The organism is Pectobacterium brasiliense, from assembly GCF_016950255.1.
Classification (GTDB): domain Bacteria; phylum Pseudomonadota; class Gammaproteobacteria; order Enterobacterales; family Enterobacteriaceae; genus Pectobacterium; species Pectobacterium brasiliense.
The window spans coordinates 3,031,319-3,053,553 of sequence record NZ_JACGFN010000001.1 but is presented as its reverse complement, the minus strand read 5'-3'; the positions used below and the strand labels follow the sequence as shown (position 1 = coordinate 3,053,553).

Here is a 22,235-nt window from a genome sequence, read left to right as displayed (position 1 = left end):
CTTCCAGCTATATCGCTGCAATTTCCCGTTTACGTCCGCTATTTATTATCGCTTTTTACAGATCAGCAGCGTGTGACCAACGCCAATATTGTCGATTTGATTTTCAACGATAAATCCGGCCTGATCTAATAAGGGTAAAAATCGTTTGGCCGCATAGAAACGGCTAGTACCATTAGCAAGACAGGTAAAGTAGAGCGAAGAGACATTCAGGCTAAAAGCGCCCGCCTCCCACCGCTGACGATCCCAAAAAATCTCCAAAATACAGACTCTGGCATCCGGCTTCATCACACCAGCGATTTTACACAGGATAGCCACGATGTGTTCTTCGCTGAAACAGTCGAGGAACTGGCTCATCCACCATATATCCGCTTCACCTGGCAATGGGCAATCGGAGAGCATATCAACTGCACAGCCCTGAATACGATCAGATTTCCCTGCTTCTGCAATATTTTCTGTCGCCAGCGCAATTTGCTCCGGCAAATCCAAAATCGTCATGTTCACATCACGATCGTAGTCATAGCAGCGCATCGCCCATTTACCGGTATTCCCGCCAACATCGTAGAGATTTTTTGGCTTGAGCTGGAATACATGCGGCAAGACAGCCTCAAATGCGGCATCGGAATAGAAATGATCGAATGCAAACCAACTCGACTTTGCCTGAGGCGGGAGCTGGCTTAACGCTGGATATATTGTCGGCCATTCACCAAAGACTTTTAATCCAGAAGGTTCATTTTTTGACAACGCCTCATCAAGGTAAAACATCCCCTGATAACAAACATCCTGTGTAAAATCCATGTTGACGCGCGTCATGCGGTCATGGAGCAGATAATGACCAATTTTAGCCAGCGCGTAGGTTTCCTCTTTCTGAATGATAATGCGGCCACTCAGCCCAACATCGAGCAGTAGTTCAACGGCGTAACGATTTAATGAGGTAGTGGCAACAATGTCATCAAGATTTGCTCCCTGATGACCACGCTTATCCAGAAAATCTAAAATACCGTGATTACGCAGATTGATAGCGGCCTGAAATAGCATGGGAGCAAACGCAATTCGTTGCGCTTCGGTAATAGCATCCAGCGCGCTGACATTATCTTTGTCATATCCGTAATACACTGAATTTTCCCTTGAGGTCGGACAAAAACGATCAGAAAGAACAATGAAAAATAGAGTCGGATAGCAATGAAGATATCCGACTATTAAAATTATTTAATCTGTTGGCTGGCGAGTTTTAACTGAATATCACGATCGAGGTTACTTATCCAACGGTTATAACTGTTATGGATTTCACCATTTTTTGCTTTGAGGTTTTTACTGTCGACGTAATTAATAGAATAGCTTGTCTGTGAATAGGTAATGCGGATATCAGCAACATGGTCACGCTGGCTAAGATGACCATTAATCACCCCTGGAGAAACGGGTGTCATTACCCACTTACGCTCCAAACCAGCCTGAAGGATGGCGATTTTTACCTGATCGGTTGTCACTTGTACCGCAATAGGTTTCGTAACGTTGGCAACTGGCGCTGTACGAGCACAACCAGCCAACGCTAAAACACAGACCAATCCCGAAAAAATAAGCTGCTTTTTCATAAAGTTCCTATCCATAGAGAAATACAGTACTGCCAAAAAACACGTTGCTGATGCAAGGTGTAAAATTAATGCATCATTAAAACTATTTTACACAAAACAAAGATAACTTGACAAAAGAAACATGATTTAGAGATTCAGGTTTTTATCAAATAGTTCGCTGGACTGTGAAGCAGAACAATAATCACAATTAAAAAATGGATATAAAAAATCCGCCTTATGCTTTGCAATATAAGGCGGACAGTAATAACCCATAAAATACCGGAGAGTTACTCTACCGTAACGGATTTCGCCAGGTTACGTGGCTGATCGACATCGGTGCCTTTAATCAGCGCGACGTGATAAGACAGCAGCTGCAACGGCACCGTATAGAAGATTGGCGCAATCACTTCTTCGATATGCGGCAGTGGAATAATCTTCATATTTTCGCTGCTGGTGAAACCGGCATCTTCGTCAGCGAAGACATACAGCTCACCGCCGCGTGCCCGCACTTCTTCAATGTTGGATTTCAATTTTTCCAACAGTTCGTTGTTCGGTGCCACCACCACAACCGGCATATCCGCATCGATCAGCGCCAGCGGGCCGTGTTTCAGCTCACCTGCCGCATAGGCTTCCGCGTGGATGTAAGAGATCTCTTTCAACTTCAGCGCACCTTCCATCGCGATCGGGTACTGATCGCCACGGCCGAGGAACAGCGCATGGTGCTTGTCAGAGAAACCTTCCGCCAGAGATTCGATGAGCTTGTCCTGAGACAGCATTTGCTCAATACGCGCTGGCAGCGCCTGCAAACCATGAACGATGTCATGCTCAATCTGCGCATCCATACCGCGCAGGCGACCAACACGCGCCACCAGCATCAGCAGAACGGTAAGCTGAGTGGTGAAGGCTTTAGTCGAGGCCACGCCAATCTCTACGCCCGCTTTGGTCATCAGCGCCAGATCGGATTCACGCACCAGCGAGGAACCCGCCACGTTACAGATAGCCAGCGACCCCAGATAGCCCAGTTCTTTAGACAAGCGCAACGCTGCCAACGTATCCGCTGTTTCACCGGACTGAGACAGGGTAATCATCAGGCTGTTCTTACGCACGGCAGGTTTGCGGTAGCGGAATTCAGAGGCGATTTCCACATCGCACGGAATACCAGCTAGTGCTTCAAACCAGTAACGGGAAACCATACCGGAGTTGTAGGACGTACCGCAGGCAATAATCTGAACGTGTTCAACCTTAGCCAGCAGCTCATCCGCTTTCGGGCCTAATTCAGACAGATTGATCTCGCCGTGGCTGAAACGCCCTTCAAGGGTGTTCTTAATCGCCATCGGCTGTTCGTAGATCTCTTTCTGCATGTAGTGACGATACGCGCCTTTATCACCAGCATCGTAATTCACTTTTGATTCAATTTCTTCGCGTACGGCAAGCTGGCCGGATTTATCAAACACGCGCACATCACGGCGGGTAATTTCCGCAATATCGCCTTCTTCCAGGAACATGAAGCGGCGCGTCACAGGCAGCAGCGCTAGCTGATCGGAGGCAATGAAGTTCTCTCCGACACCGCGACCAATTACCAGCGGGCTACCAGAACGAGCGGCAACCAATACGCTTGGGTCGCGGTTATCTAACACCACCATGCCATACGCACCGCGCAGCTGTGGGATCACTCGCTTGACGACGTCAACCAGCGTCCCGCCGTTCTGCTGCTGTTCAAAATGGACCAGATGGGCAACCACTTCGGTATCGGTTTCAGAAACAAAGCGATAGCCGCGACCGATCATCAGTTCACGCAGCGGCTCATGGTTTTCGATAATGCCGTTATGAACGATAGTGATATGTTCAGAAACATGCGGGTGTGCGTTCTCTTCAGAAGGTTCGCCGTGCGTTGCCCAACGGGTATGGGCGATGCCAGTACCGCCGTGCAGTTCATGCTCTTCGGCTGCCTGAGACAGCACCTGCACTTTCCCCAGACGGCGCAAACGGGCGACATTTCCTTCACTGTCAACAACCGCCAGGCCCGCAGAGTCATAGCCGCGGTACTCAAGACGGCGTAAACCTTCCAACAAAATTTCTGCAATATCACGTTGCGCGACTGCGCCTACAATTCCACACATCGATGTGTATTCCTATAAAAGTGACATATTGTGTCACTTGGGATGTCTTAGACCTGATTGTTCCGGTTTTTCCGGGTTCCCCGAGCCTTGTAGAGAGTTGGGGATTATTATGTTTTGTTCTGTGCTCTGGGAGACTAAAACACAGGACAAAACAACCTCCGCCATAAGCGGAGGTATAAGACTCAACGACTATTTCTTTTTCACCGGACGCTGCCAGCCGGAAATATGCCGTTGCTTCACGCGACCGACCACCAGCTCATTCTCTGCCACATCGCGCGTAACCGTCGTTCCCGCGCCGATAGTCGCACCGCTGGCTACGCTAACGGGTGCTACCAGTTGGCTATCCGAACCGACAAATACATCGTCACCAATAATCGTTTTGTATTTATTTGCGCCGTCATAATTACAGGTGATCGTTCCCGCGCCAATATTAACACCGGAACCGATATCCGCATCACCCAAATAGCTAAGGTGACCCGCTTTTGAACCTTTACCTAAACGCGCTTTTTTCAATTCGACAAAGTTGCCGACATGCGCGCCCTCAGCCAGTTCCGAGCCTGGACGCAGGCGGGCAAATGGGCCAACGGTACACTCTGCTTCGAGTACGGCATCTTCCAACACGGAATAAGGGCTGATCTCACAGTCATCGCCAATGATGCAGTTTTTGATCACGCAGCCAGCACCGATTTTCACCCGGTTGCCTAGCTTAACATTGCCTTCCACGACAACATTGATATCAATCACCACGTCACGACCATGAGCCAGCTCGCCACGCAGATCAAATCGTGCCGGATCGAGCAGCATCACACCGGCCAGCAGCAACTTATCCGCCTGTTCACGCTGATAAACGCGCTCCAGTGCCGACAGTTGCAGACGGTTATTGACGCCTTCAACCTCACTCAGTCGCTCAGGATGAACCGCTTCAACACGCTGACCTTCTTCCGCTGCCATCGCAATAATATCGGTGATGTAAAACTCGCCCTGCGCGTTGTTGTTATTCAACTGGCTTAACCAACGCTTCAGATCCTTGCCGTTCGCAATCAGAATGCCGGTATTAATCTCATTAATCTGGCGCTGTTCTTCGCTGGCATCTTTGTGCTCGACGATCCCGACTACGGCTCCGTTTTCACGCACAATTCGTCCATAGCCCGTCGGATCGTCCAGCTTCACCGTCAATAAACCTATACCGCCCTGCGGCTTAGCCTCACGTAAACGCCCCAGCGTTTGCGATGAAATTAGCGGCACATCGCCATACAACATCAAGATATCTTCATCATCGGCAAAATGGGGCGCGGCTTGCTGCATCGCATGCCCGGTTCCCAGCTGTTCCGCCTGCAATACCCAGTTCAACGCCGGATCGGCCAATTCACGTTTTAGCAAATCGCCGCCGTGGCCATAGACCAGATGAACGTGCTGTGCGCCTGTCGTCATGGCAGCATCAATAACGTGCTGAACCATCGGCTTACCCGCCAGTTTATGCAGCACCTTGGGAAGGTCGGAATACATACGGGTTCCTTTACCCGCAGCAAGGATCACCACACTCATCGCACTATTTGACATAAGCATCCTGAAAGTACGGAGCCACCGCTCCGCAAGAATAAAATGGCCAGCCTGTTACGGCATGAATAACCAGAGTTTACCGAAACTACAGCGTAACGCGGATACTTTTTGGTGAGTTTTTTCTGAAAATCTCGCTCAAAACGACGAATGTTCACGAGAAGAAGATACAAGCACCATACTCTCAACCCAAACAGAAATGACACAGGGTTTCATAAAAAACAGACTTTGTTTTTAAGTATTTCCATTTGTGACACACACAAAAGAAACAGCGTTTCATTTATAGCAATATACGCGGGCGAATAATTCAATAACGAAGGAGATACAATGAAACGTTGTTCTTCACCAAAATGTGATTCATTACGGAAACACCGTTCTTCACGCCTCGCAGCCGTCGCGTTGACGAATGCATTACTTTTTAGTTTTAGTACACACGCCGCGACAGAATCAACCCCTGTCTGGCACGGCATCGCCTTTGGTCAATCAACAGACGTAAACTTTTCATCTAATGTTCTGCCGGAAAAAATTGGCGTTAATGACGTCACCATTAACGGCAAGAAATTAGCACCGGGGGATAACGCTGATTTGTCCGCACCTATCACGATCGAAAGTCGTGGCGGCAAGATTGCCAACACCCATGACGGGCTGACGTTCTTCTATACGCAGCTGCCTGCGAATGTGAATTTTACGCTTCAGTCTGATATTACCGTGGAACAGTTTGGGCCAGAAAACGGAGCCAAGCCAGCGGCTCAGGAAGGGGCGGGGATTCTGGTGCGCGATATTATTGGCGTGCCGCGTCAGGAACCGCTGAAAGAAGGGTATGAGGAGTTCCCTGCGGCATCCAACATGGTGATGAATGCCATCATGACGCAGGATAAGAAGTCTCATACCGAAATCAAATTGCAGGCTATTTTGCGTAATGGCGTCACACAGCCGTGGGGCAATGCCGGTGCGAAAATTACCAAGACCAGCTACCAGGAAAATGTGAATCTGGAGCAAACGCCGACGTTCCGTCTGAAACTGGAACGTACCAACGACGGCTTTATTACCTCTTATGCGCCGAAAGGCACGGATAACTGGGTATCAAAAGAAGTCAAAGGCGCGGACGTCGTCACCAAGCTGGATAAAGACCACTACTACGTCGGTTTCTTTGCTTCCCGTAACGCCAAAATCACCGTCAGCAATGCACAGTTGACTACCACACCAGCGCAAACCAAAGCGTCACCGGAGTTTAAAGCCAAAGCTTATGATCCTTTGCTCCAGGTGATGTCATCACCTAAAACCACCAGCGAACACTATGTGGTTCAGGCCAGAGGCAATTACGCTGGCACGATCGCGGTGTCGCAAAACGGTCAACCTCTGGGTGAAGCGAAGCAGGTAAAAGCGGGAGAAACCTTATCTCTGCCAGCGAAAATTGCCGGTAATGGCGCTGAATTCAAGGTAGCCTACCAACCTACAGAAGGCGATGATAAAGCAGTAAAAGAGAGCACGTTCAAGGTTGAAAGAGTGGCCTACGCAGACGCTAAAAATCTGTATGTTTCGCCACAGGGTGCAGCCAGCAATGACGGCAGTAAAAATGCACCGATCGATTTAGCCAGCGCCGTCGCCGCTCTGCCAGCTGGTGGCACAATCTGGCTCAACGATGGTGATTACAGCGCAACTGAAATCCCTGTCAGCGCCAGCGGCCAGCAAAAAACCGTCAAGAACCTGTTTGCTGTCGGCAATAAAGCTGTGATTCATGGCCTACAGCTGAAAGCGAGCCATTGGCATGTTAAAGGGATTGAAATCACCGAGAAACCGTTCCGTATCGAGGGGAGTTACAACACCATCGAACGCGTTCTGGCGCACCACGCTGACGATACCGGAATTCAGGTAACTTCGACGGCCGATGTGGGTAGACCACTGTGGGCCAGCCACAACCTGATCCTGAATTCAGAATCTCACAGCAATCAGGACCCAGGCAAAATTAACGCTGATGGTTTCGCGGTGAAAATGCGTGTGGGTGAAGGCAACATGATTCGCGGCGCATTCTCACACAACAACATTGATGACGGCTTCGACCTGTTTAACAAAATTGAAGACGGCGCAAACGGCGTTGTGGTGATCGAGAATTCAATTGCCATGAACAACACCAGCAACGGTTTCAAAATGGGTGGTGAAGGTCAGCCGGTGGCGCATCAGGTTAAAAACAGCATTGCTGTGGGTAACAAACTTGATGGTTTCACTGACAACTTCAACCCTGGTGCCTTGATCGTTGAAAACAACATCGCGTTAGATAACGAACGCTTTAACTTCATTTTCCGCCCAAGCCCTTACTCTGGCCCGGAAAAACAGGGCGTGTTCAAGAACAACGTTTCGCTGAAAACCAAAGCGGGTAAATATGATGATGCAGTTGTCGGCAATATCGATAACACCAACTACTTCATCAAAGGCGACCGTTCGGTTAACGCGCAAGGTAAGGAAATCACCGTAAATAATTTCGTTTCAGTAGCCATCCCAGAGACGTTTACGCGTGATGCCAAAGGCAATCTGGTACTTGGCGACTTCCTGAAGAAAAAATAAGGGCTTCAAGTATCCCAATTAAGGTGGTGGGAAACCCATTTACCGAACGGAAACGGTAGTAACGGAATAGAAGAGTAAAGCGTTTGCGCCATGGATGGCGCAAGCCGAGCGTACATGGACGTATTCACAGCGTCTTTACGATCTATCCGTTACTATCGCTCGACGCACTTTGTCATACCAAAAACGCCTGCGAAAGCAGGCATTTTTATATGTAACATAGGCTTAAATGCAAAAAGGCCAGTCAGTGTGAACTGACTGGCCTTCAATTATTGCAAGCTTATCTGTTACATCGCTTTTCTGGTCAGCTCGATAACACGCAGCTTCGCAATCGCTTTAGTCAACTCTGCGGAAGCCTGAGCATAATCCACATCGCCATGCGAATTGCGGATATGATCTTCGGCTTTGCGTTTTGCTTCCAGCGCACGTGCTTCATCCAGATCCTGCCCGCGGATAGCGGTATCAGACAGTACGGTGACAATATTCGGCTGCACCTCAAGGACGCCGCCAGAAAGATAAATATACTCTTCCTCACCGTGCTGCTTAACGATACGAATCATACCCGGCTTAATGGCAGTGAGCAGAGGGGCATGTCCCGGATAAATACCCAGTTCGCCTTCGCTCCCCGTTACCTGGATCTTCTGCACCAGACCGGAGAACATTTGCTGTTCTGCACTCACGACATCCAGATGGTAAGTCATAGCCATGTCACCCTCCTACAAGGCGTTACAGTTTCTTGGCTTTTTCCACGACTTCGTCAATGGAACCAACCATGTAGAACGCCTGCTCTGGCAGGTGGTCGTATTCGCCTTCCATAATCCCTTTAAAGCCACGGATGGTGTCTTTCAGGGAAACGTATTTGCCCGGAGAACCGGTAAATACTTCCGCTACGAAGAACGGCTGAGACAGGAAGCGCTGAATCTTACGCGCACGGGATACCACCAGCTTGTCTTCTTCAGACAGCTCGTCCATACCCAGAATCGCGATGATGTCTTTCAGTTCCTGGTAACGTTGCAGAATAGACTGCACGCCACGAGCAACATCATAGTGTTCCTGACCAACAACCAGCGGATCCAACTGACGGCTGGTGGAGTCCAGCGGGTCAACGGCCGGGTAGATACCCAGAGAAGCGATCTGACGGCTCAGTACCACGGTTGCATCCAAGTGAGCAAAGGTGGTGGCTGGTGACGGGTCAGTCAAGTCATCCGCAGGAACGTAAACGGCCTGAACGGAGGTGATAGAACCGGTTTTGGTTGAGGTGATACGTTCTTGCAGAACGCCCATCTCTTCCGCCAGCGTCGGCTGATAACCTACCGCAGAAGGCATACGACCCAGCAGTGCGGATACTTCCGTACCGGCCAGGGTATAACGGTAGATGTTATCGACGAACAGCAGTACGTCACGGCCTTCATCACGGAATTTTTCCGCCATGGTCAGACCGGTCAATGCTACGCGCAGACGGTTACCCGGCGGCTCGTTCATCTGGCCATACACCAGTGATACTTTATCGATTACGTTGGAGTCGGTCATTTCGTGGTAGAAGTCGTTACCTTCACGGGTACGCTCACCTACGCCTGCAAACACGGAGTAACCGGAGTGCTCGATCGCGATGTTACGGATCAGCTCCATCATGTTTACGGTTTTACCTACGCCCGCACCACCGAACAGACCCACTTTACCGCCCTTGGCAAACGGACACATCAGGTCGATAACCTTGATGCCGGTTTCCAGCAGTTCCTGTGAGTTTGACAGCTCTTCATAGCTCGGAGCTGAACGGTGGATAGCCCAACGCTCTTCTTCGCCGATGTCGCCTTTCATGTCGATGGGATCACCCAACACGTTCATGATACGACCCAGCGTTGCTTTACCTACCGGTACTTCGATCGGGTGGTCCAGGTTATTCACGTTCAACCCGCGACGCAGGCCGTCAGAAGAACCCATTGCGATACAACGAACAATGCCGCCGCCCAACTGCTGCTGCACTTCCAGCACCAGTTTTTCAGCGCCGTTCTCTACCTCAAGCGCATCGTACACCTTCGGTACGGCATCTTGCGGGAACTCGACGTCCACCACGGCGCCGATTACCTGGATAATCTTTCCAGTAGCCATCTTGAATCCTCTACGTAATTCGACAATACGTAATTCGTAAACCTGCTTTAAACCGCGGAGGCTCCCCCGACGATTTCGGTGAGTTCCTGGGTGATGCTGGCCTGACGAGCTTTGTTGTATACCAACTGCAGCTCTTTGATCAGGCTACCGCCGTTATCAGTCGCGGCTTTCATCGCAACCATTCGCGCGGCCTGCTCACTAGCCAGATTTTCTACGACGCCCTGATAAACCTGAGATTCCACATAACGGCGCAGCAGGGTATCCAGCAGCGACTTAGGATCGGGTTCATACAGGTAATCCCAGGCTTTCTTCTTCAACTCACTGTCATCCGAAGGCGGTAACGGTAACACTTGAACAACAAGCGGTTCCTGAGACATGGTATTAATAAACTTGTTGCTGACGATATACAGCTTGTCTAAACGACCTTCGTCGTAGGCTTGCAGCATAACTTTAACCGGGCCGATCAATTCTGATACGGAAGGGTTATCCCCCATACCGGTAACCTGAGCAACAATGTTTCCGCCTACCGAACCGAAGAAAGAGACCGCTTTGGAACCAATCAGCGCTAAATCAGTTTCAACGCCTTTGTCGCTCCAGGATTTCATATCAGCCAGCAGTTTCTTGAACAGGTTAATGTTCAAACCACCGCACAGGCCACGGTCAGTAGACACCACCAGATACCCAACGCGCTTAACGTCGCGTTCTTCCAGGTACGGGTGTTTATATTCCAGATTTCCTAACGCAAGGTGACCAATCACATTGCGTATGGTTTCCGCATAAGGACGGCTGGCCGCCATACGATCCTGCGATTTACGCATTTTGGAAGCGGCGACCATTTCCATTGCTTTGGTGATCTTCTGCGTATTTTGGACGCTTGCGATCTTACTACGTATCTCTTTTGCGCCGGCCATCTTTGCTTCTCCTCAAAGCCTTGCGGCCTGCTTTACAGCAGGCCACCGGGCGTTACCAGGACTGGGTTGCCTTAAAAGTATCGAGGATGCCTTTAAACTTGCCCTCGATCTCATCGTTATAAGCGCCAGTCTGGTCGATTTGTTGCAGAAGTTCGCCATGCTCACGGTCAGCGTAAGCCAACAGAGCCGCTTCAAAGCTACCGACTTTCGACAGCTCAACATCTTCCAGATAACCACGTTCCGCCGCAAACAGAACCAGAGACTGCTGTGCGACAGACATCGGCGCATACTGTTTCTGCTTCAACAGCTCGGTCACTTTCTGACCGTGGCTCAACTGCTTACGGGTTGCATCATCAAGATCGGAAGCAAACTGAGAGAATGCTGCCAGTTCACGGTACTGTGCCAGTGCGGTACGAATACCACCGGACAGTTTCTTCATGATCTTGGTCTGTGCTGCACCACCCACACGGGATACGGAGATCCCTGGGTTAACCGCAGGACGAATACCGGCGTTAAACAAGTTGGATTCCAGGAAGATCTGACCATCGGTAATAGAAATTACGTTGGTCGGAACGAACGCAGAAACGTCACCCGCTTGCGTTTCGATGATCGGCAGAGCGGTCAACGAACCGGTTTTCCCTTTCACTTCACCCTTGGTGAATGCTTCAACGTAATCGGCGTTAACACGCGATGCACGCTCCAGCAAACGGGAGTGGAGATAGAAAACGTCACCAGGATAAGCTTCACGACCTGGCGGACGACGGAGCAGCAGAGAAATCTGACGATAAGCAACGGCCTGTTTAGACAGGTCATCATAAATAATCAGCGCATCTTCACCGCGGTCACGGAAGTACTCGCCCATCGCACAGCCGGCATACGGTGCCAGATATTGCAGAGCAGCAGATTCAGACGCGGTAGCAACAACAACAATGGTGTTTTCCAGTGCGCCGTGCTCTTCCAGTTTACGTACCACGTTAGAAATCGTGGAAGCTTTCTGGCCGATAGCGACGTACACACATTTGATGCCGGAATCACGCTGGTTGATGATGGCGTCGATGGCCAGTGCGGTTTTACCCGTCTGACGGTCACCGATAATCAGCTCACGCTGACCACGACCGATTGGAATCATGGCGTCAACGGACTTATAGCCCGTTTGTACCGGCTCATCAACGGACTGACGTTCGATAACGCCAGGCGCAATCGCTTCAACCGCAGAGAAACCGTCGTGATCCAGTGCGCCTTTGCCGTCAATCGGTGCGCCCAGCGTGTTGACCACACGACCCAGCAGGCCGCGACCAACTGGAACTTCAAGAATACGGCCGGTGCATTTGACTTTCATGCCTTCGGCCAGATCCGCATACGGCCCCATAACTACCGCACCAACAGAGTCGCGCTCCAGGTTCAATGCGATCGCATAACGGTTACCCGGCAGAGAGATCATCTCTCCCTGCATCACGTCTGCCAGACCGTGGACGCGGATGATTCCGTCGCTGACGGAAACAATAGTACCTTCATTGTGAGCTTCGCTCACCACATTGAACTGAGCAATGCGCTGCTTGATCAGTTCGCTGATTTCGGTGGAATTCAGTTGCATGCTCCAGTCCCCTTAAGACTGCAAGACGTCTGCCAGACGTTCCAGACGACCGCGAATGCTGCCATCTATCACCATATCGCCCGCGCGGATAACCACGCCGGCCATGACAGACTTATCAATTTTGCAATTCAGCTTCACTTTGCGTGACAGACGTTTTTCCATAGCGGCAGCGATCTTCGACAGCTGCTGCTCACTCAACGTGCTGGCAGAAATCACATCGACGTCAACCGTCGATTCCAGTGCTGCCCGCAGTTGAATAAATTGTTCCAGTACTTCAGGAAGCACCGGTAAACGTCCGTTCTCGGCCATCACCTTAATCAGGTTCTGACCGGCTTCATCAAGTTGATCACCACAAACGGCAATAAATGTTTTCGCCAGCTCAATCGGTGCAACCGCACCAGAAAGCAACTCGGCAATCTGCTCATTGCGCGCTACTTCGGCCGAAAATGCCAGCATGTTCTGCCAGCGATCCAAGGCCTGATTCTCAACCGCAAAGTCAAAAGCTGCTTTGGCGTAGGGGCGAGCTACCGTGACAAATTCAGACATCAGCCCCTCCCTCCTTACAGTTCAGCGACCAGTTTATCAACGATGTCGCTGTTAGCAGCTTCATCCACGGAACGTTCAATAATTTTCTCGGCACCGGCAATCGCCAATACGGCAACTTGCTTACGCAGCTCTTCACGAGCACGTTTACGTTCGGCTTCGATTTCAGCCTGCGCCTGCGCCACAATCTTGTTACGTTCAGCTTCCGCTTCAGCTTTCGCCTCATCCAGGATCTGAGCACGGCGTTTGTTCGCCTGCTCGATGATAACCTGAGCATCCGCTTTGGCTTTCTTCAGTTGATCTGTCGCATTGGCCTGAGCCAAGTTCAAATCTTTTTTGGCACGTTCAGCAGAAGCCAGACCGTCAGCAATTTCTTTTTGACGTTTCTCGATGGCTGCCATCATCGGCGGCCATACATACTTCATGCAGAACCAGACAAACAGGACGAACGCAATGGCCTGGCCGAGGATTGTTGCATTAATATTCACAGCACAATGCCTCTTTCAAAGTTAAATAAGTTGATGTTTTAACCTCAGCAGAAAACATTCTGCTTAGGCCACCGCAAACATCACATACAGCCCCAGACCAACAGCGATCATCGGGATGGCGTCAACCAGACCCATGACGATAAAGAACTGTGTACGCAGTAAAGGAATCAGGTCAGGCTGACGAGCAGCACCTTCCAAGAATTTACCACCCAGAATGCCGATACCGATCGCAGCACCGATTGCCGCCAAACCCATCATTAACGCGGCAGCCATGTACAGCAGATCCACACTCAGGTTTTCCATGACAGTCTCCAGTTTGTTTCAGTTAAAAACGTTATTTGTTGAAAGAAAATCAATGCTCTTCAGATGCCATCGAGAGATAAACAACCGTCAGAACCATGAAAATAAAAGCCTGAAGCGTAATAATCAAAATGTGGAAAATAGCCCAAGGCACATTTAACAGCCATTGTGACCACCACGGCAACAGACCGGCAATCAGGATGAAGATCAACTCACCCGCATACATATTGCCAAACAGTCGCAAGCCTAAAGAAATAGGTTTGGACAGCAGGCTGACACCTTCAAGAATCAGGTTGATAGGAATAAATACTGGATGGTTGAACGGCTGCATGGTCAGTTCTTTAACAAAACCACCGAGACCCTTCATTTTGATGCTGTAGAACAGAACCAGAATAAACACCCCAAGCGCCATCGACAGCGTGATGTTCACGTCTGCCGTCGGCACAGCACGCAGATAAGCATGCGCCGGATCGTATCCCAGCAGGCTGTAAATGCCCGCCCAGGCTTGCGGCAACAGATCGATAGGCAGCAGGTCCATCAGGTTCATCAGGAAAACCCAGACGAAAATGGTCAGCGCCAGAGGAGCAATCAGTTTGCTTTTGCCATGGAACATATCGCGCACGGTGCCATCAACGAAACCGATAATCAGCTCGACAGCCGTTTGCAGCTTACCTGGCACACCGCTGGTCGCACGTTTCGCTACGCGGTGAAAGATAACCAGAAAGAGGACCCCAAGAGCGATGGAGAAAAACATCGAATCGACGTTGATCGCCCAAAAACCCGTCCCGACCTGCAAATGCTGCAAGTGGTGACCGATATACTCTTGCGGAGTAGAGATTTCTCCAGCAGCCATGATGTCTCTTACCCTTTTGTTGTTAATTACGGCAACGATTAATTACGGCCGGTGCCACGATCTGCATAACCAGCACCGATAAATAAGTCAGGCCAAGCGGAAAGAATGCCGCTTTAAACACGCCTAACGCCACCACTAACAGTGCAATGGTGATAAATACCTTAAGCGCCTCGCCAATCGCGAATGACCAGGCCACACGCCCATCAGCAGGCTTGTGTGACTGATGACGTAAGGCAAACAACACAAACAACACATTCGGTAACCAGGCTGCCAATCCTCCGCCTAATGCAGAAGCAGCAGCGTTGACGCTATTGAGGCTGAAAGCAGCACTCAACAAAGCAAAAGTCACTAACTGTAACAACAGCAGCCTTAAGGCTACTTTTCCGCTGTAAAGGGATACAGGCATGACGTTTGCTCTCTCCGTACCTTTTCAGAGGTATACCGAATGACGTATAAAACTGCCTTTACACCACTGAGTCAAGCAGCAAAAAACGAGCAAATTATACGGGTCATACCTGCGAATTCAATCGATAAGTAGCGAAAAGGTGAACAATTATTTAAATTTCTTTCTGAAGCCCCGTTTTTACTAACAATCCTCACGACTCATGTCTGGTGTCATTAATTTCTAAAGGTCTCTAATCTGTGATATGACTCACATAAAAGGGCTTACGAATATTTACAACAGGATGTGTCTTTTTTTGTCCTTATCAATAAAACGTATTTATTTTAATTATTTTCAATAAGTTAATAAAAACCCTATCCAAAAATCGCAATAAACAACGTTTCAACCACCTATTGACATTATTGATATCGTTTTTTTACTCAATTAACACAAAAATAACTAAATTTTGATGCCGATGATTTATTTTCACTCGTTATTATTCAGTGCGAAAGCAAAAGGACAACACTGAAAGAAAGAAGATGTAAAATTTCAGTGATCGCTATGCGTTCTGGAACAATGCCACCGATAGACGAAGTGGCATCCTGACATGCAATATTTAGTTATAATTTTTTTGATAAAAAACAAAATTAGTTTGGTTTAAGCACGACCAAATGGCGCTCACCTTCCAGATCGGGAACGGATAAGCGAACAACCTGATCTAATAGGACATCTTGTGGCAAGGATGACAATTCATCCTCTGGAAGTACGCCTTTTAGAGCATAAAACCGCCCTGTCGGTCTGGCCGGAAGATGGCTGCACCAGCTAATCATGTCCTGCAAAGAGGCAAATGCCCGACTGATCACCCCATCAAAAGGCGGCTCTGCTGGAAACGCCTCAACGCGACTCTGAACTGGCGTGATGTTTTCAAGCTGTAGCTCATGCTGAACCTGACGCAGGAAGCGCACACGCTTACCCAGGCTATCCAGCAAAGTGAAATGCGAATCAGGGCGAACAATCGCCAATGGAATTCCCGGCAATCCAGGTCCGGTACCCACATCGATAAAACGCTGTCCGTGTAAATGTGGCTCAACCACGATACTGTCCATGATATGGCGGACAAGCATTTGCTGCGGATCGCGTACTGACGTCAGGTTGTAAGCTTTGTTCCACTTATTCAGCATATCAACATACTGTATCAGAAGATTTTTTTGCTTATCTGAAATCACAATACCAGCCGCGTTTAGCAGATTATCGAGTGTGTTGCGCACAATAAGATCCCGATGAAAAGTATGAAGTTAATAATAAAAATAGCCGGAGAACCGGCTATTTAGGGGATAAGTTTACCTTAAATCAGGCGCTACGGCGCAGCAGCCCCTGTTTTTTAAGCCAGATCAGCAGAATGGAGATCGCCGCAGGCGTGATGCCAGAAATCCGTGAAGCCTGACCGATCGACGAAGGTTTATGATCGTTCAGCTTGGCAATCACCTCATTGGACAACCCGCTCACCTGTTTGTAATCCAGATCGGCAGGCAGAAGTGCATTTTCATTACGCTGCTGTTTCTCGATTTCATCCTGCTGGCGAGCAATATACCCTTCGTATTTGACCTGAATTTCAACCTGCTCTGCGGCCTGCTCGTCGGTTAATCCTGGGGCAAACAGCGGTAGCGCAGTAAGCTGAACGTAATCCACTTCCGGGCGACGCAGCAGTTCTTCACCGTTCGCTTCACGGGACAGCGGCGTTTTCAGCAGTGAGTTGACTTGATCTAATTGCTCAGATTGCGGATGAACGTGAATGTCGCGCAGGCGCTGACGCTCTTTCTCAATATTCTCGAGTTTCTCGTTGAAACGTGCCCAGCGATGATCGTCGACCATCCCCAGCTCACGGCCCATTTCCGTCAAACGCAGATCGGCATTATCTTCACGCAGCATCAGACGATATTCAGCGCGTGAGGTAAACATACGGTAAGGCTCTTTCGTCCCCAGCGTACAGAGATCGTCAACCAACACGCCGAGATAAGCTTGATCGCGACGTGGAGACCAGCCTTCCTTATCGGCAGCCAGTCGAGCTGCATTCAGCCCAGCCAGCATACCCTGTGCGGCCGCTTCTTCATAACCTGTTGTTCCGTTGATCTGTCCAGCGAAGAACAGGCCATGAACAAATTTGTTTTCCAGCGTAGGTTTCAGATCGCGAGGATCGAAGAAATCGTACTCAATCGCATAGCCAGGACGAACAATGCGCGCATTCTCCATCCCTGCCATTGAGCGAACAATCTGCCACTGGACGTCAAATGGCAAACTGGTTGAGATCCCGTTAGGATAAATTTCGTTGCTGGTCAGCCCTTCCGGTTCAAGAAAGATCTGATGCGTATTCCGATCGGCAAAGCGCATGACTTTGTCTTCGATCGACGGGCAATAGCGTGGGCCGATCCCTTCGATGATCCCGGCATACATCGGGCTACGATCCAGATTATTACGGATCACATCGTGGGTCTTCTCATTGGTATGCGTGATGTAGCACGGCATTTGCGCCGGATGCTGACTCGCATTACCCAGGAACGAGAAAACTGGCATTGGGTTGTCACCGTGCTGTTGAGCCAGCACGCTAAAATCAATCGTTCTGGCGTCAATACGTGGCGGCGTACCGGTTTTCAGGCGGTTAACGCGCAGAGGCAGTTCACGCAGGCGACGTGCGAGTGGAATAGAAGGCGGGTCGCCTGCACGGCCACCGCTGTAGTTATCCAGCCCGATATGAATTTTGCCATCAAGGAAAGTGCCTACCGTTAACACCACGGCTTTTGCACGGAATTTTAGTCCCATCTGGGTAACAGCACCGACGACGCGATCGTTTTCCACGATCAGATCGTCAACAGCCTGTTGGAAGATCGTTAGGTTTGGCTGATTCTCCAGTGCGGTGCGAACCGCTTGACGATAGAGCACGCGATCCGCCTGTGCGCGCGTTGCTCTGACTGCCGGACCTTTACTGCTGTTTAGTATCCTAAACTGTATACCTGCCTGATCGACGGCACGCGCCATCAAGCCTCCCATGGCATCGATCTCTTTAACCAGATGACCTTTTCCAATACCGCCAATCGCCGGGTTACAAGACATTTGTCCCAGCGTATCAATATTGTGTGTGAGCAAAAGCGTCTGTTGGCCCATTCGGGCAGAAGCCATAGCAGCTTCTGTTCCGGCATGACCGCCACCGATCACGATGACGTCAAATGGATCTGGATAAAACATGGTACTGCTCCTCGCATTATCGCGAATGATGAGTGGCGAACGATCGTTATTTGCCCTGGGGTGGGGATTCTACTCAACTTTGAGCCAACGACCAAGTCCGTTGGATCCTCGTTAATTAAAGAAAGATCTTTTTATTTAAAGATCTCTTTATTAGATCTCTTATTAGGATCGTCATGTTGTGTGGATAAGTGATTATTCATATTAAAGATCAAGAGAATGGCGTTGATCCTTACCTGTGAATGATCGGTGATCCTGGACAGTATAAGCTGGGATCTTAATGCGGGTTTATGCACAGGACAAAAAACATACTTGGGTTGTTATTGGGATAATTACGGCTTTTACACCTGAATTAAGCATAGTTATCCACATTCAACTGCCGAATATTTCATCTTATTTGAGTAAATTAACCCACGATCCTAGCCATTCTTCTGCTGGATCTTCTGGAATCTGATGCTGGGTGATGTCGATCTCGAGGATTTCACCGATCCGTTTGGCACCTAATTGAGCCAATACACGATCCGCTGTTTGGATCGCGCCACAGAACGTGTCGTACTCTTTACTCCCGATCCCCACCGCACCGAAACTCACCTGAGAAAGATCGGGCTTTTGCTGTTCCAGTTGTTCAAACAGTGCTTTCAGGTTGTCAGGGAATTCTCCTGCACCGTGCGTAGACGTCACCACCAGCCATATACCGCTTTCAGGCAGTGCATCAAGCGTAGGGCCATGCAGAATTTCAGTGGAAAAATCATCCTTCTCCAGCAGTTCAGCCAAATGCTCTGCAACATATTCGGCACTGCCAAGGGTACTGCCACTGATTAAGGTAATGTCTGCCATAGCGATCCCATCCGATAAAAGACGGGACATTGTACGCTGTGATCTGGCTGGGATCTACCTGTGGATAATATGGGTATAGGAAAAAAGTATCACGGCGCGATCGTCCGCATGATGGGGTTTTGCAGGGAGATTAGCGTTTCAGTGGACTGAATTTCATCAATTGTTTGGATCTTGTTGATAAGCACATGTTGCAGCGCCTCGATCGAGCGGCACATGACCTTAATAAAGATGCTGTAATGCCCGGTGGTATAGTAGGCCTCGACCACTTCTTCCAGATTGTTCAACTTCTCCAGCGCAGAGGGATAATCTTTGGCGCTTTTCAGAATGATGCCGATAAAACAGCATACGTCATAGCCCAGTTGCTTTGGGTTCACGTCCAGACGCGTACCGACAATGATGCCCGCCTGCTTCATCTTCTCCACTCGAACGTGGATCGTCCCCGGACTGACGGAAAACTGTTTTGCCAGTTCGGCATAAGGCGTGCGCGCATTTTCCATTAAGGCGGAAAGAATGCCGCGATCGAGATTATCGATCTGATAAATTTCTGCCACTTTGAGCCCCCTATTTTAGCGAATAATGATTTTATACCGCTCTAAAATGACGGATTAAAAGCACAAGTGCAATTTATCCATAAGATTATTGAATGACTAGCAGTTTTTATTGCTTAATGAATAACTAACTACGATGAATAAGAGACGCGGCAATGAAAAAGCAGTACATCGAAAAACAACAGCAAATCAGCTTCGTTAAGTCTTTCTTCTCCAGCCAGCTGGAGCAGCTTTTGGGATTGATTGAAGTCCAGGCACCGATTCTCAGCCGTATCGGCGACGGCACGCAGGATAACTTGTCCGGTACGGAAAAAGCGGTGCAGGTTAAGGTTAAAGCCCTGCCAGATGCCACATTTGAAGTCGTTCACTCACTGGCGAAATGGAAACGTAAGACGCTGGGTGCGTACGATTTTAGCTTCGGCGAAGGCATCTATACCCACATGAAGGCACTGCGCCCGGACGAAGATCGTTTGAGCCCGATCCACTCGGTCTATGTCGATCAGTGGGACTGGGAGCGCGTGATGGGAGATGGCGAGCGTAATGCGGAGTATCTGAAATCGACCGTGACGCGTATTTATCAAGGCATTAAAGCAACGGAAGCTGCGGTACATCAGGCGTTTGGCATTCAGCCTTTCCTGCCAGAGCAGATTCATTTTGTGCATACCGAAACGTTGCTGCAGCGTTACCCCGATCTGGATGCCAAAGGGCGTGAGCGCGCTATCGCTAAAGAACTGGGTGCGGTCTTCCTGATTGGGATTGGCGGTAAGCTGTCCAGCGGGCACTCTCACGATGTGCGTGCACCGGATTATGATGACTGGACGACGCCGGGCGAGCAGGAACTGGCGGGTCTGAACGGCGATATCGTTGTATGGAACCCGGTTCTGAACGATGCATTTGAAATTTCATCAATGGGCATCCGTGTCGATGCGGAAGCGTTAACACGCCAGCTGGCGCTGACGCAGGATGAAGAACGTCTGAAGCTGGAATGGCATCAGGCGCTGCTGCGCGGCGAAATGCCGCAAACGATCGGTGGGGGGATTGGTCAGTCTCGCCTGGTCATGCTGTTGCTGCAATTGCCGCACATTGGTCAGGTTCAGTGCGGCGTATGGCCACAGCCGCTACGTGAGTCAGTTTCCGGACTGCTTTAATTAGCCTTGCCGTGCTGCCAACGGCGCATTAAGCGGCTTTTTAACCCGGTATCAAAGCGCCAGATATGGTCAAAGATGTGCATGATGCCGGGTTTGCCATGATCGGACATCGCTACAGCATGGAAACGATGCTGTAGCTGTTTCTGGCGGCTTTTCACCTTATTTACCACCTCATCCGGCAACCGCTGGGCGATAAAATCCGAAATCACCACCGCATCGGCATCATGCCAGAGTGCGTCGTCCATCTTATCCAACAATGCTGACAGACAGGCGCTCATATCCGTGCCGCCACGGAAAGACTGACTGAGAAAACGTATCGCCTGCTCTAAGCCGTCCGCAGACGTGAGCTCATATTTCACCACGCCAGTAGAAAACAGCATGATGTAGCAACGGCGGTTGTCGGCGAGCGCGATGCGCATCAGCGCCAGACAAAAGGCTTTGGCACAGCGTTCATTAAAGCCGCCCATCGAGCCTGACGTATCGACGCAGACGATAAAGGGGCCACGGGGCTGCTGTTCGTTTTGCTGATGTACCACGGGGCGCTCGGTGATTTTCTCGCGCCAGCTCTCACCCTGTAAGCGATAGGTGAGCAGCCGATGTTCCAGCAGGCGACGATAGAATTCATATTCCAGTTCGCTAATGCCCAGCGTGACCAGTTCCGTCGGCATCAAACGCAAAATGTCATCGCTCTGGTGCACGCCGCTCACCTGCTCAGGCACGGTGGCGGGTTCCCGTACTCTGACCCGGAAGGCTTCTTGTGGTGCTTCCTGCGTGAGGATGGATTTGGTTTCGCGGCTGCGCCCTAAGCGTTCCGCCAGTTGTTGTAATGCAGGCTGGCGTTGCAGGAAAGCGCCGAAATCCAGTAACGGACGGGGATCGGTGTGAATACGCTGCGCGGCGCTGAGATCCCAGAGCCGCCCGGCCGCATTTTCGTTTTCGGCCAGAATAGGTTCGAGTTTGCCGCTGAGGGTCAGGCGTTGTTGCAGTTCATCCAGCAGGATTTCCCGCTCCTGATCCATCAATTGCTGATGCAGTGAAACAGTTTGCAGAGTGAGGCTTAGCCGCCAGCGCTGAAGAAAGAGCGCGTGAAGCCCGCTCGTGACCTTCTGCCCTAAGGTTCGCTCTGGAGAGGCCATGAGCTGTGAGGCCTGCGTCAGAAAGGGGGATTCCACGTTGTTCAGCGTATCCATAATCGCAGGCAGGCGTGTCTGAAAAGTCTGATTGTCGATCGATTGTGAACGCTGGTAGCAGCTAAATTCTTTTTCCAGCTCTGACGGTACCTGTGTGGTACGCAGGCGCTGTTTTAAGGTTTCCTTCCAGTGAGGCAGATCGTTGAGTAACGCGGACTTCAGGCTGGGATACTTTTCAAAGAAGAAAGCGAGCTGAGGCGTCGCCAGCAGTGTGACGATAAGATCGTCTAACAGCTCGTTTTCATCGATAGACAGCAGCATTTCCAGTGATTCCAGCGTGATCATCGGGCG

General features: G+C 50.0%; 20 protein-coding genes. 2 read left to right on the top strand and 18 right to left on the bottom strand.

Annotation, left to right across the window (positions count from 1 at the left end; genetic code table 11):
- Window positions 1–45: 45 nt before the first annotated feature.
- The 4 genes from H4F65_RS13545 to glmU all read right to left on the bottom strand — a co-directional run bounded on the left by H4F65_RS13545 (window position 46) and on the right by glmU (window position 5,248).
- Window positions 46–1,113, bottom strand: coding sequence for a methyltransferase (locus tag H4F65_RS13545; protein WP_010681458.1), 1,068 nt, complete (start codon window positions 1,111–1,113; stop codon window positions 46–48).
- An 89-nt stretch (window positions 1,114–1,202) separates the two neighbouring features.
- The gene (locus H4F65_RS13540) at window positions 1,203–1,589 is read right to left on the bottom strand and encodes a hypothetical protein (protein WP_010681459.1); all 387 of its coding nucleotides are present in this window, start codon (window positions 1,587–1,589) and stop codon (window positions 1,203–1,205) included.
- Window positions 1,590–1,855: 266 nt separating this feature from the next.
- Complete coding sequence (gene glmS, locus H4F65_RS13535) at window positions 1,856–3,688, bottom strand: glutamine--fructose-6-phosphate transaminase (isomerizing) (RefSeq protein ID WP_010681460.1); 1,833 nt, start codon at window positions 3,686–3,688, stop codon at window positions 1,856–1,858.
- Between the two features lie 189 nt (window positions 3,689–3,877).
- A complete protein-coding gene (gene glmU, locus H4F65_RS13530) occupies window positions 3,878–5,248 on the bottom strand; it encodes a bifunctional UDP-N-acetylglucosamine diphosphorylase/glucosamine-1-phosphate N-acetyltransferase GlmU (RefSeq protein WP_010681461.1) in 1,371 nt (456 codons plus the stop codon).
- A 324-nt stretch (window positions 5,249–5,572) separates the two neighbouring features.
- Between glmU and pelX the strand changes: the two genes are divergently transcribed.
- Window positions 5,573–7,807: a pectate disaccharide-lyase PelX gene (gene pelX / locus H4F65_RS13525; RefSeq protein WP_010681462.1), complete on the top strand. Its 2,235-nt coding sequence runs from the start codon at window positions 5,573–5,575 to the stop codon at window positions 7,805–7,807.
- A 284-nt stretch (window positions 7,808–8,091) separates the two neighbouring features.
- On the opposite strand, the gene H4F65_RS13520 is transcribed toward pelX, so the two are convergent.
- From H4F65_RS13520 to asnC, 13 genes are all read right to left on the bottom strand, one after another.
- On the bottom strand, window positions 8,092–8,511 hold the full coding sequence (locus H4F65_RS13520; protein ID WP_010300077.1) for a F0F1 ATP synthase subunit epsilon: 420 nt from the start codon (window positions 8,509–8,511) through the stop codon (window positions 8,092–8,094).
- Window positions 8,512–8,530: 19 nt separating this feature from the next.
- A complete protein-coding gene (gene atpD / locus H4F65_RS13515; protein ID WP_010681463.1) occupies window positions 8,531–9,913 on the bottom strand; it encodes a F0F1 ATP synthase subunit beta in 1,383 nt (460 codons plus the stop codon).
- A 47-nt stretch (window positions 9,914–9,960) separates the two neighbouring features.
- A complete protein-coding gene (atpG, locus tag H4F65_RS13510; RefSeq protein WP_010681464.1) occupies window positions 9,961–10,824 on the bottom strand; it encodes a F0F1 ATP synthase subunit gamma in 864 nt (287 codons plus the stop codon).
- Window positions 10,825–10,876: 52 nt separating this feature from the next.
- Entirely contained in the window at window positions 10,877–12,418 is a 1,542-nt protein-coding gene (atpA, locus tag H4F65_RS13505; protein WP_005976551.1) for a F0F1 ATP synthase subunit alpha, read from the bottom strand.
- A 12-nt stretch (window positions 12,419–12,430) separates the two neighbouring features.
- Window positions 12,431–12,964, bottom strand: a complete 534-nt coding sequence (atpH, locus tag H4F65_RS13500) for a F0F1 ATP synthase subunit delta (protein ID WP_010681465.1) — start codon at window positions 12,962–12,964, stop codon at window positions 12,431–12,433.
- Window positions 12,965–12,978: 14 nt separating this feature from the next.
- On the bottom strand, window positions 12,979–13,449 hold the full coding sequence (gene atpF, locus H4F65_RS13495) for a F0F1 ATP synthase subunit B (RefSeq protein WP_010681466.1): 471 nt from the start codon (window positions 13,447–13,449) through the stop codon (window positions 12,979–12,981).
- Between the two features lie 63 nt (window positions 13,450–13,512).
- Window positions 13,513–13,752, bottom strand: coding sequence for a F0F1 ATP synthase subunit C (atpE, locus tag H4F65_RS13490; RefSeq protein ID WP_005976545.1), 240 nt, complete (start codon window positions 13,750–13,752; stop codon window positions 13,513–13,515).
- Between the two features lie 49 nt (window positions 13,753–13,801).
- A complete protein-coding gene (gene atpB, locus H4F65_RS13485; RefSeq protein WP_010681467.1) occupies window positions 13,802–14,602 on the bottom strand; it encodes a F0F1 ATP synthase subunit A in 801 nt (266 codons plus the stop codon).
- A 22-nt stretch (window positions 14,603–14,624) separates the two neighbouring features.
- Window positions 14,625–15,008, bottom strand: a complete 384-nt coding sequence (gene atpI, locus H4F65_RS13480; RefSeq protein WP_010300094.1) for a F0F1 ATP synthase subunit I — start codon at window positions 15,006–15,008, stop codon at window positions 14,625–14,627.
- A gap of 623 nt (window positions 15,009–15,631) precedes the next feature.
- Entirely contained in the window at window positions 15,632–16,252 is a 621-nt protein-coding gene (gene rsmG, locus H4F65_RS13475; protein ID WP_010681468.1) for a 16S rRNA (guanine(527)-N(7))-methyltransferase RsmG, read from the bottom strand.
- An 82-nt stretch (window positions 16,253–16,334) separates the two neighbouring features.
- Window positions 16,335–18,224, bottom strand: a complete 1,890-nt coding sequence (gene mnmG, locus H4F65_RS13470) for a tRNA uridine-5-carboxymethylaminomethyl(34) synthesis enzyme MnmG (protein ID WP_010681469.1) — start codon at window positions 18,222–18,224, stop codon at window positions 16,335–16,337.
- A 390-nt stretch (window positions 18,225–18,614) separates the two neighbouring features.
- Entirely contained in the window at window positions 18,615–19,058 is a 444-nt protein-coding gene (gene mioC, locus H4F65_RS13465) for an FMN-binding protein MioC (RefSeq protein ID WP_010300101.1), read from the bottom strand.
- Window positions 19,059–19,147: 89 nt separating this feature from the next.
- Entirely contained in the window at window positions 19,148–19,609 is a 462-nt protein-coding gene (asnC, locus tag H4F65_RS13460) for a transcriptional regulator AsnC (RefSeq protein WP_010300103.1), read from the bottom strand.
- Window positions 19,610–19,761: 152 nt separating this feature from the next.
- Between asnC and asnA the strand changes: the two genes are divergently transcribed.
- The gene (gene asnA, locus H4F65_RS13455) at window positions 19,762–20,754 is read left to right on the top strand and encodes an aspartate--ammonia ligase (protein ID WP_010681470.1); all 993 of its coding nucleotides are present in this window, start codon (window positions 19,762–19,764) and stop codon (window positions 20,752–20,754) included.
- Here asnA and viaA read toward each other — a convergent pair.
- Window positions 20,751–22,229, bottom strand: a complete 1,479-nt coding sequence (viaA, locus tag H4F65_RS13450) for an ATPase RavA stimulator ViaA (RefSeq protein ID WP_010681471.1) — start codon at window positions 22,227–22,229, stop codon at window positions 20,751–20,753. The genes asnA and viaA overlap by 4 nt on opposite strands.
- Window positions 22,230–22,235: the final 6 nt, after the last annotated feature.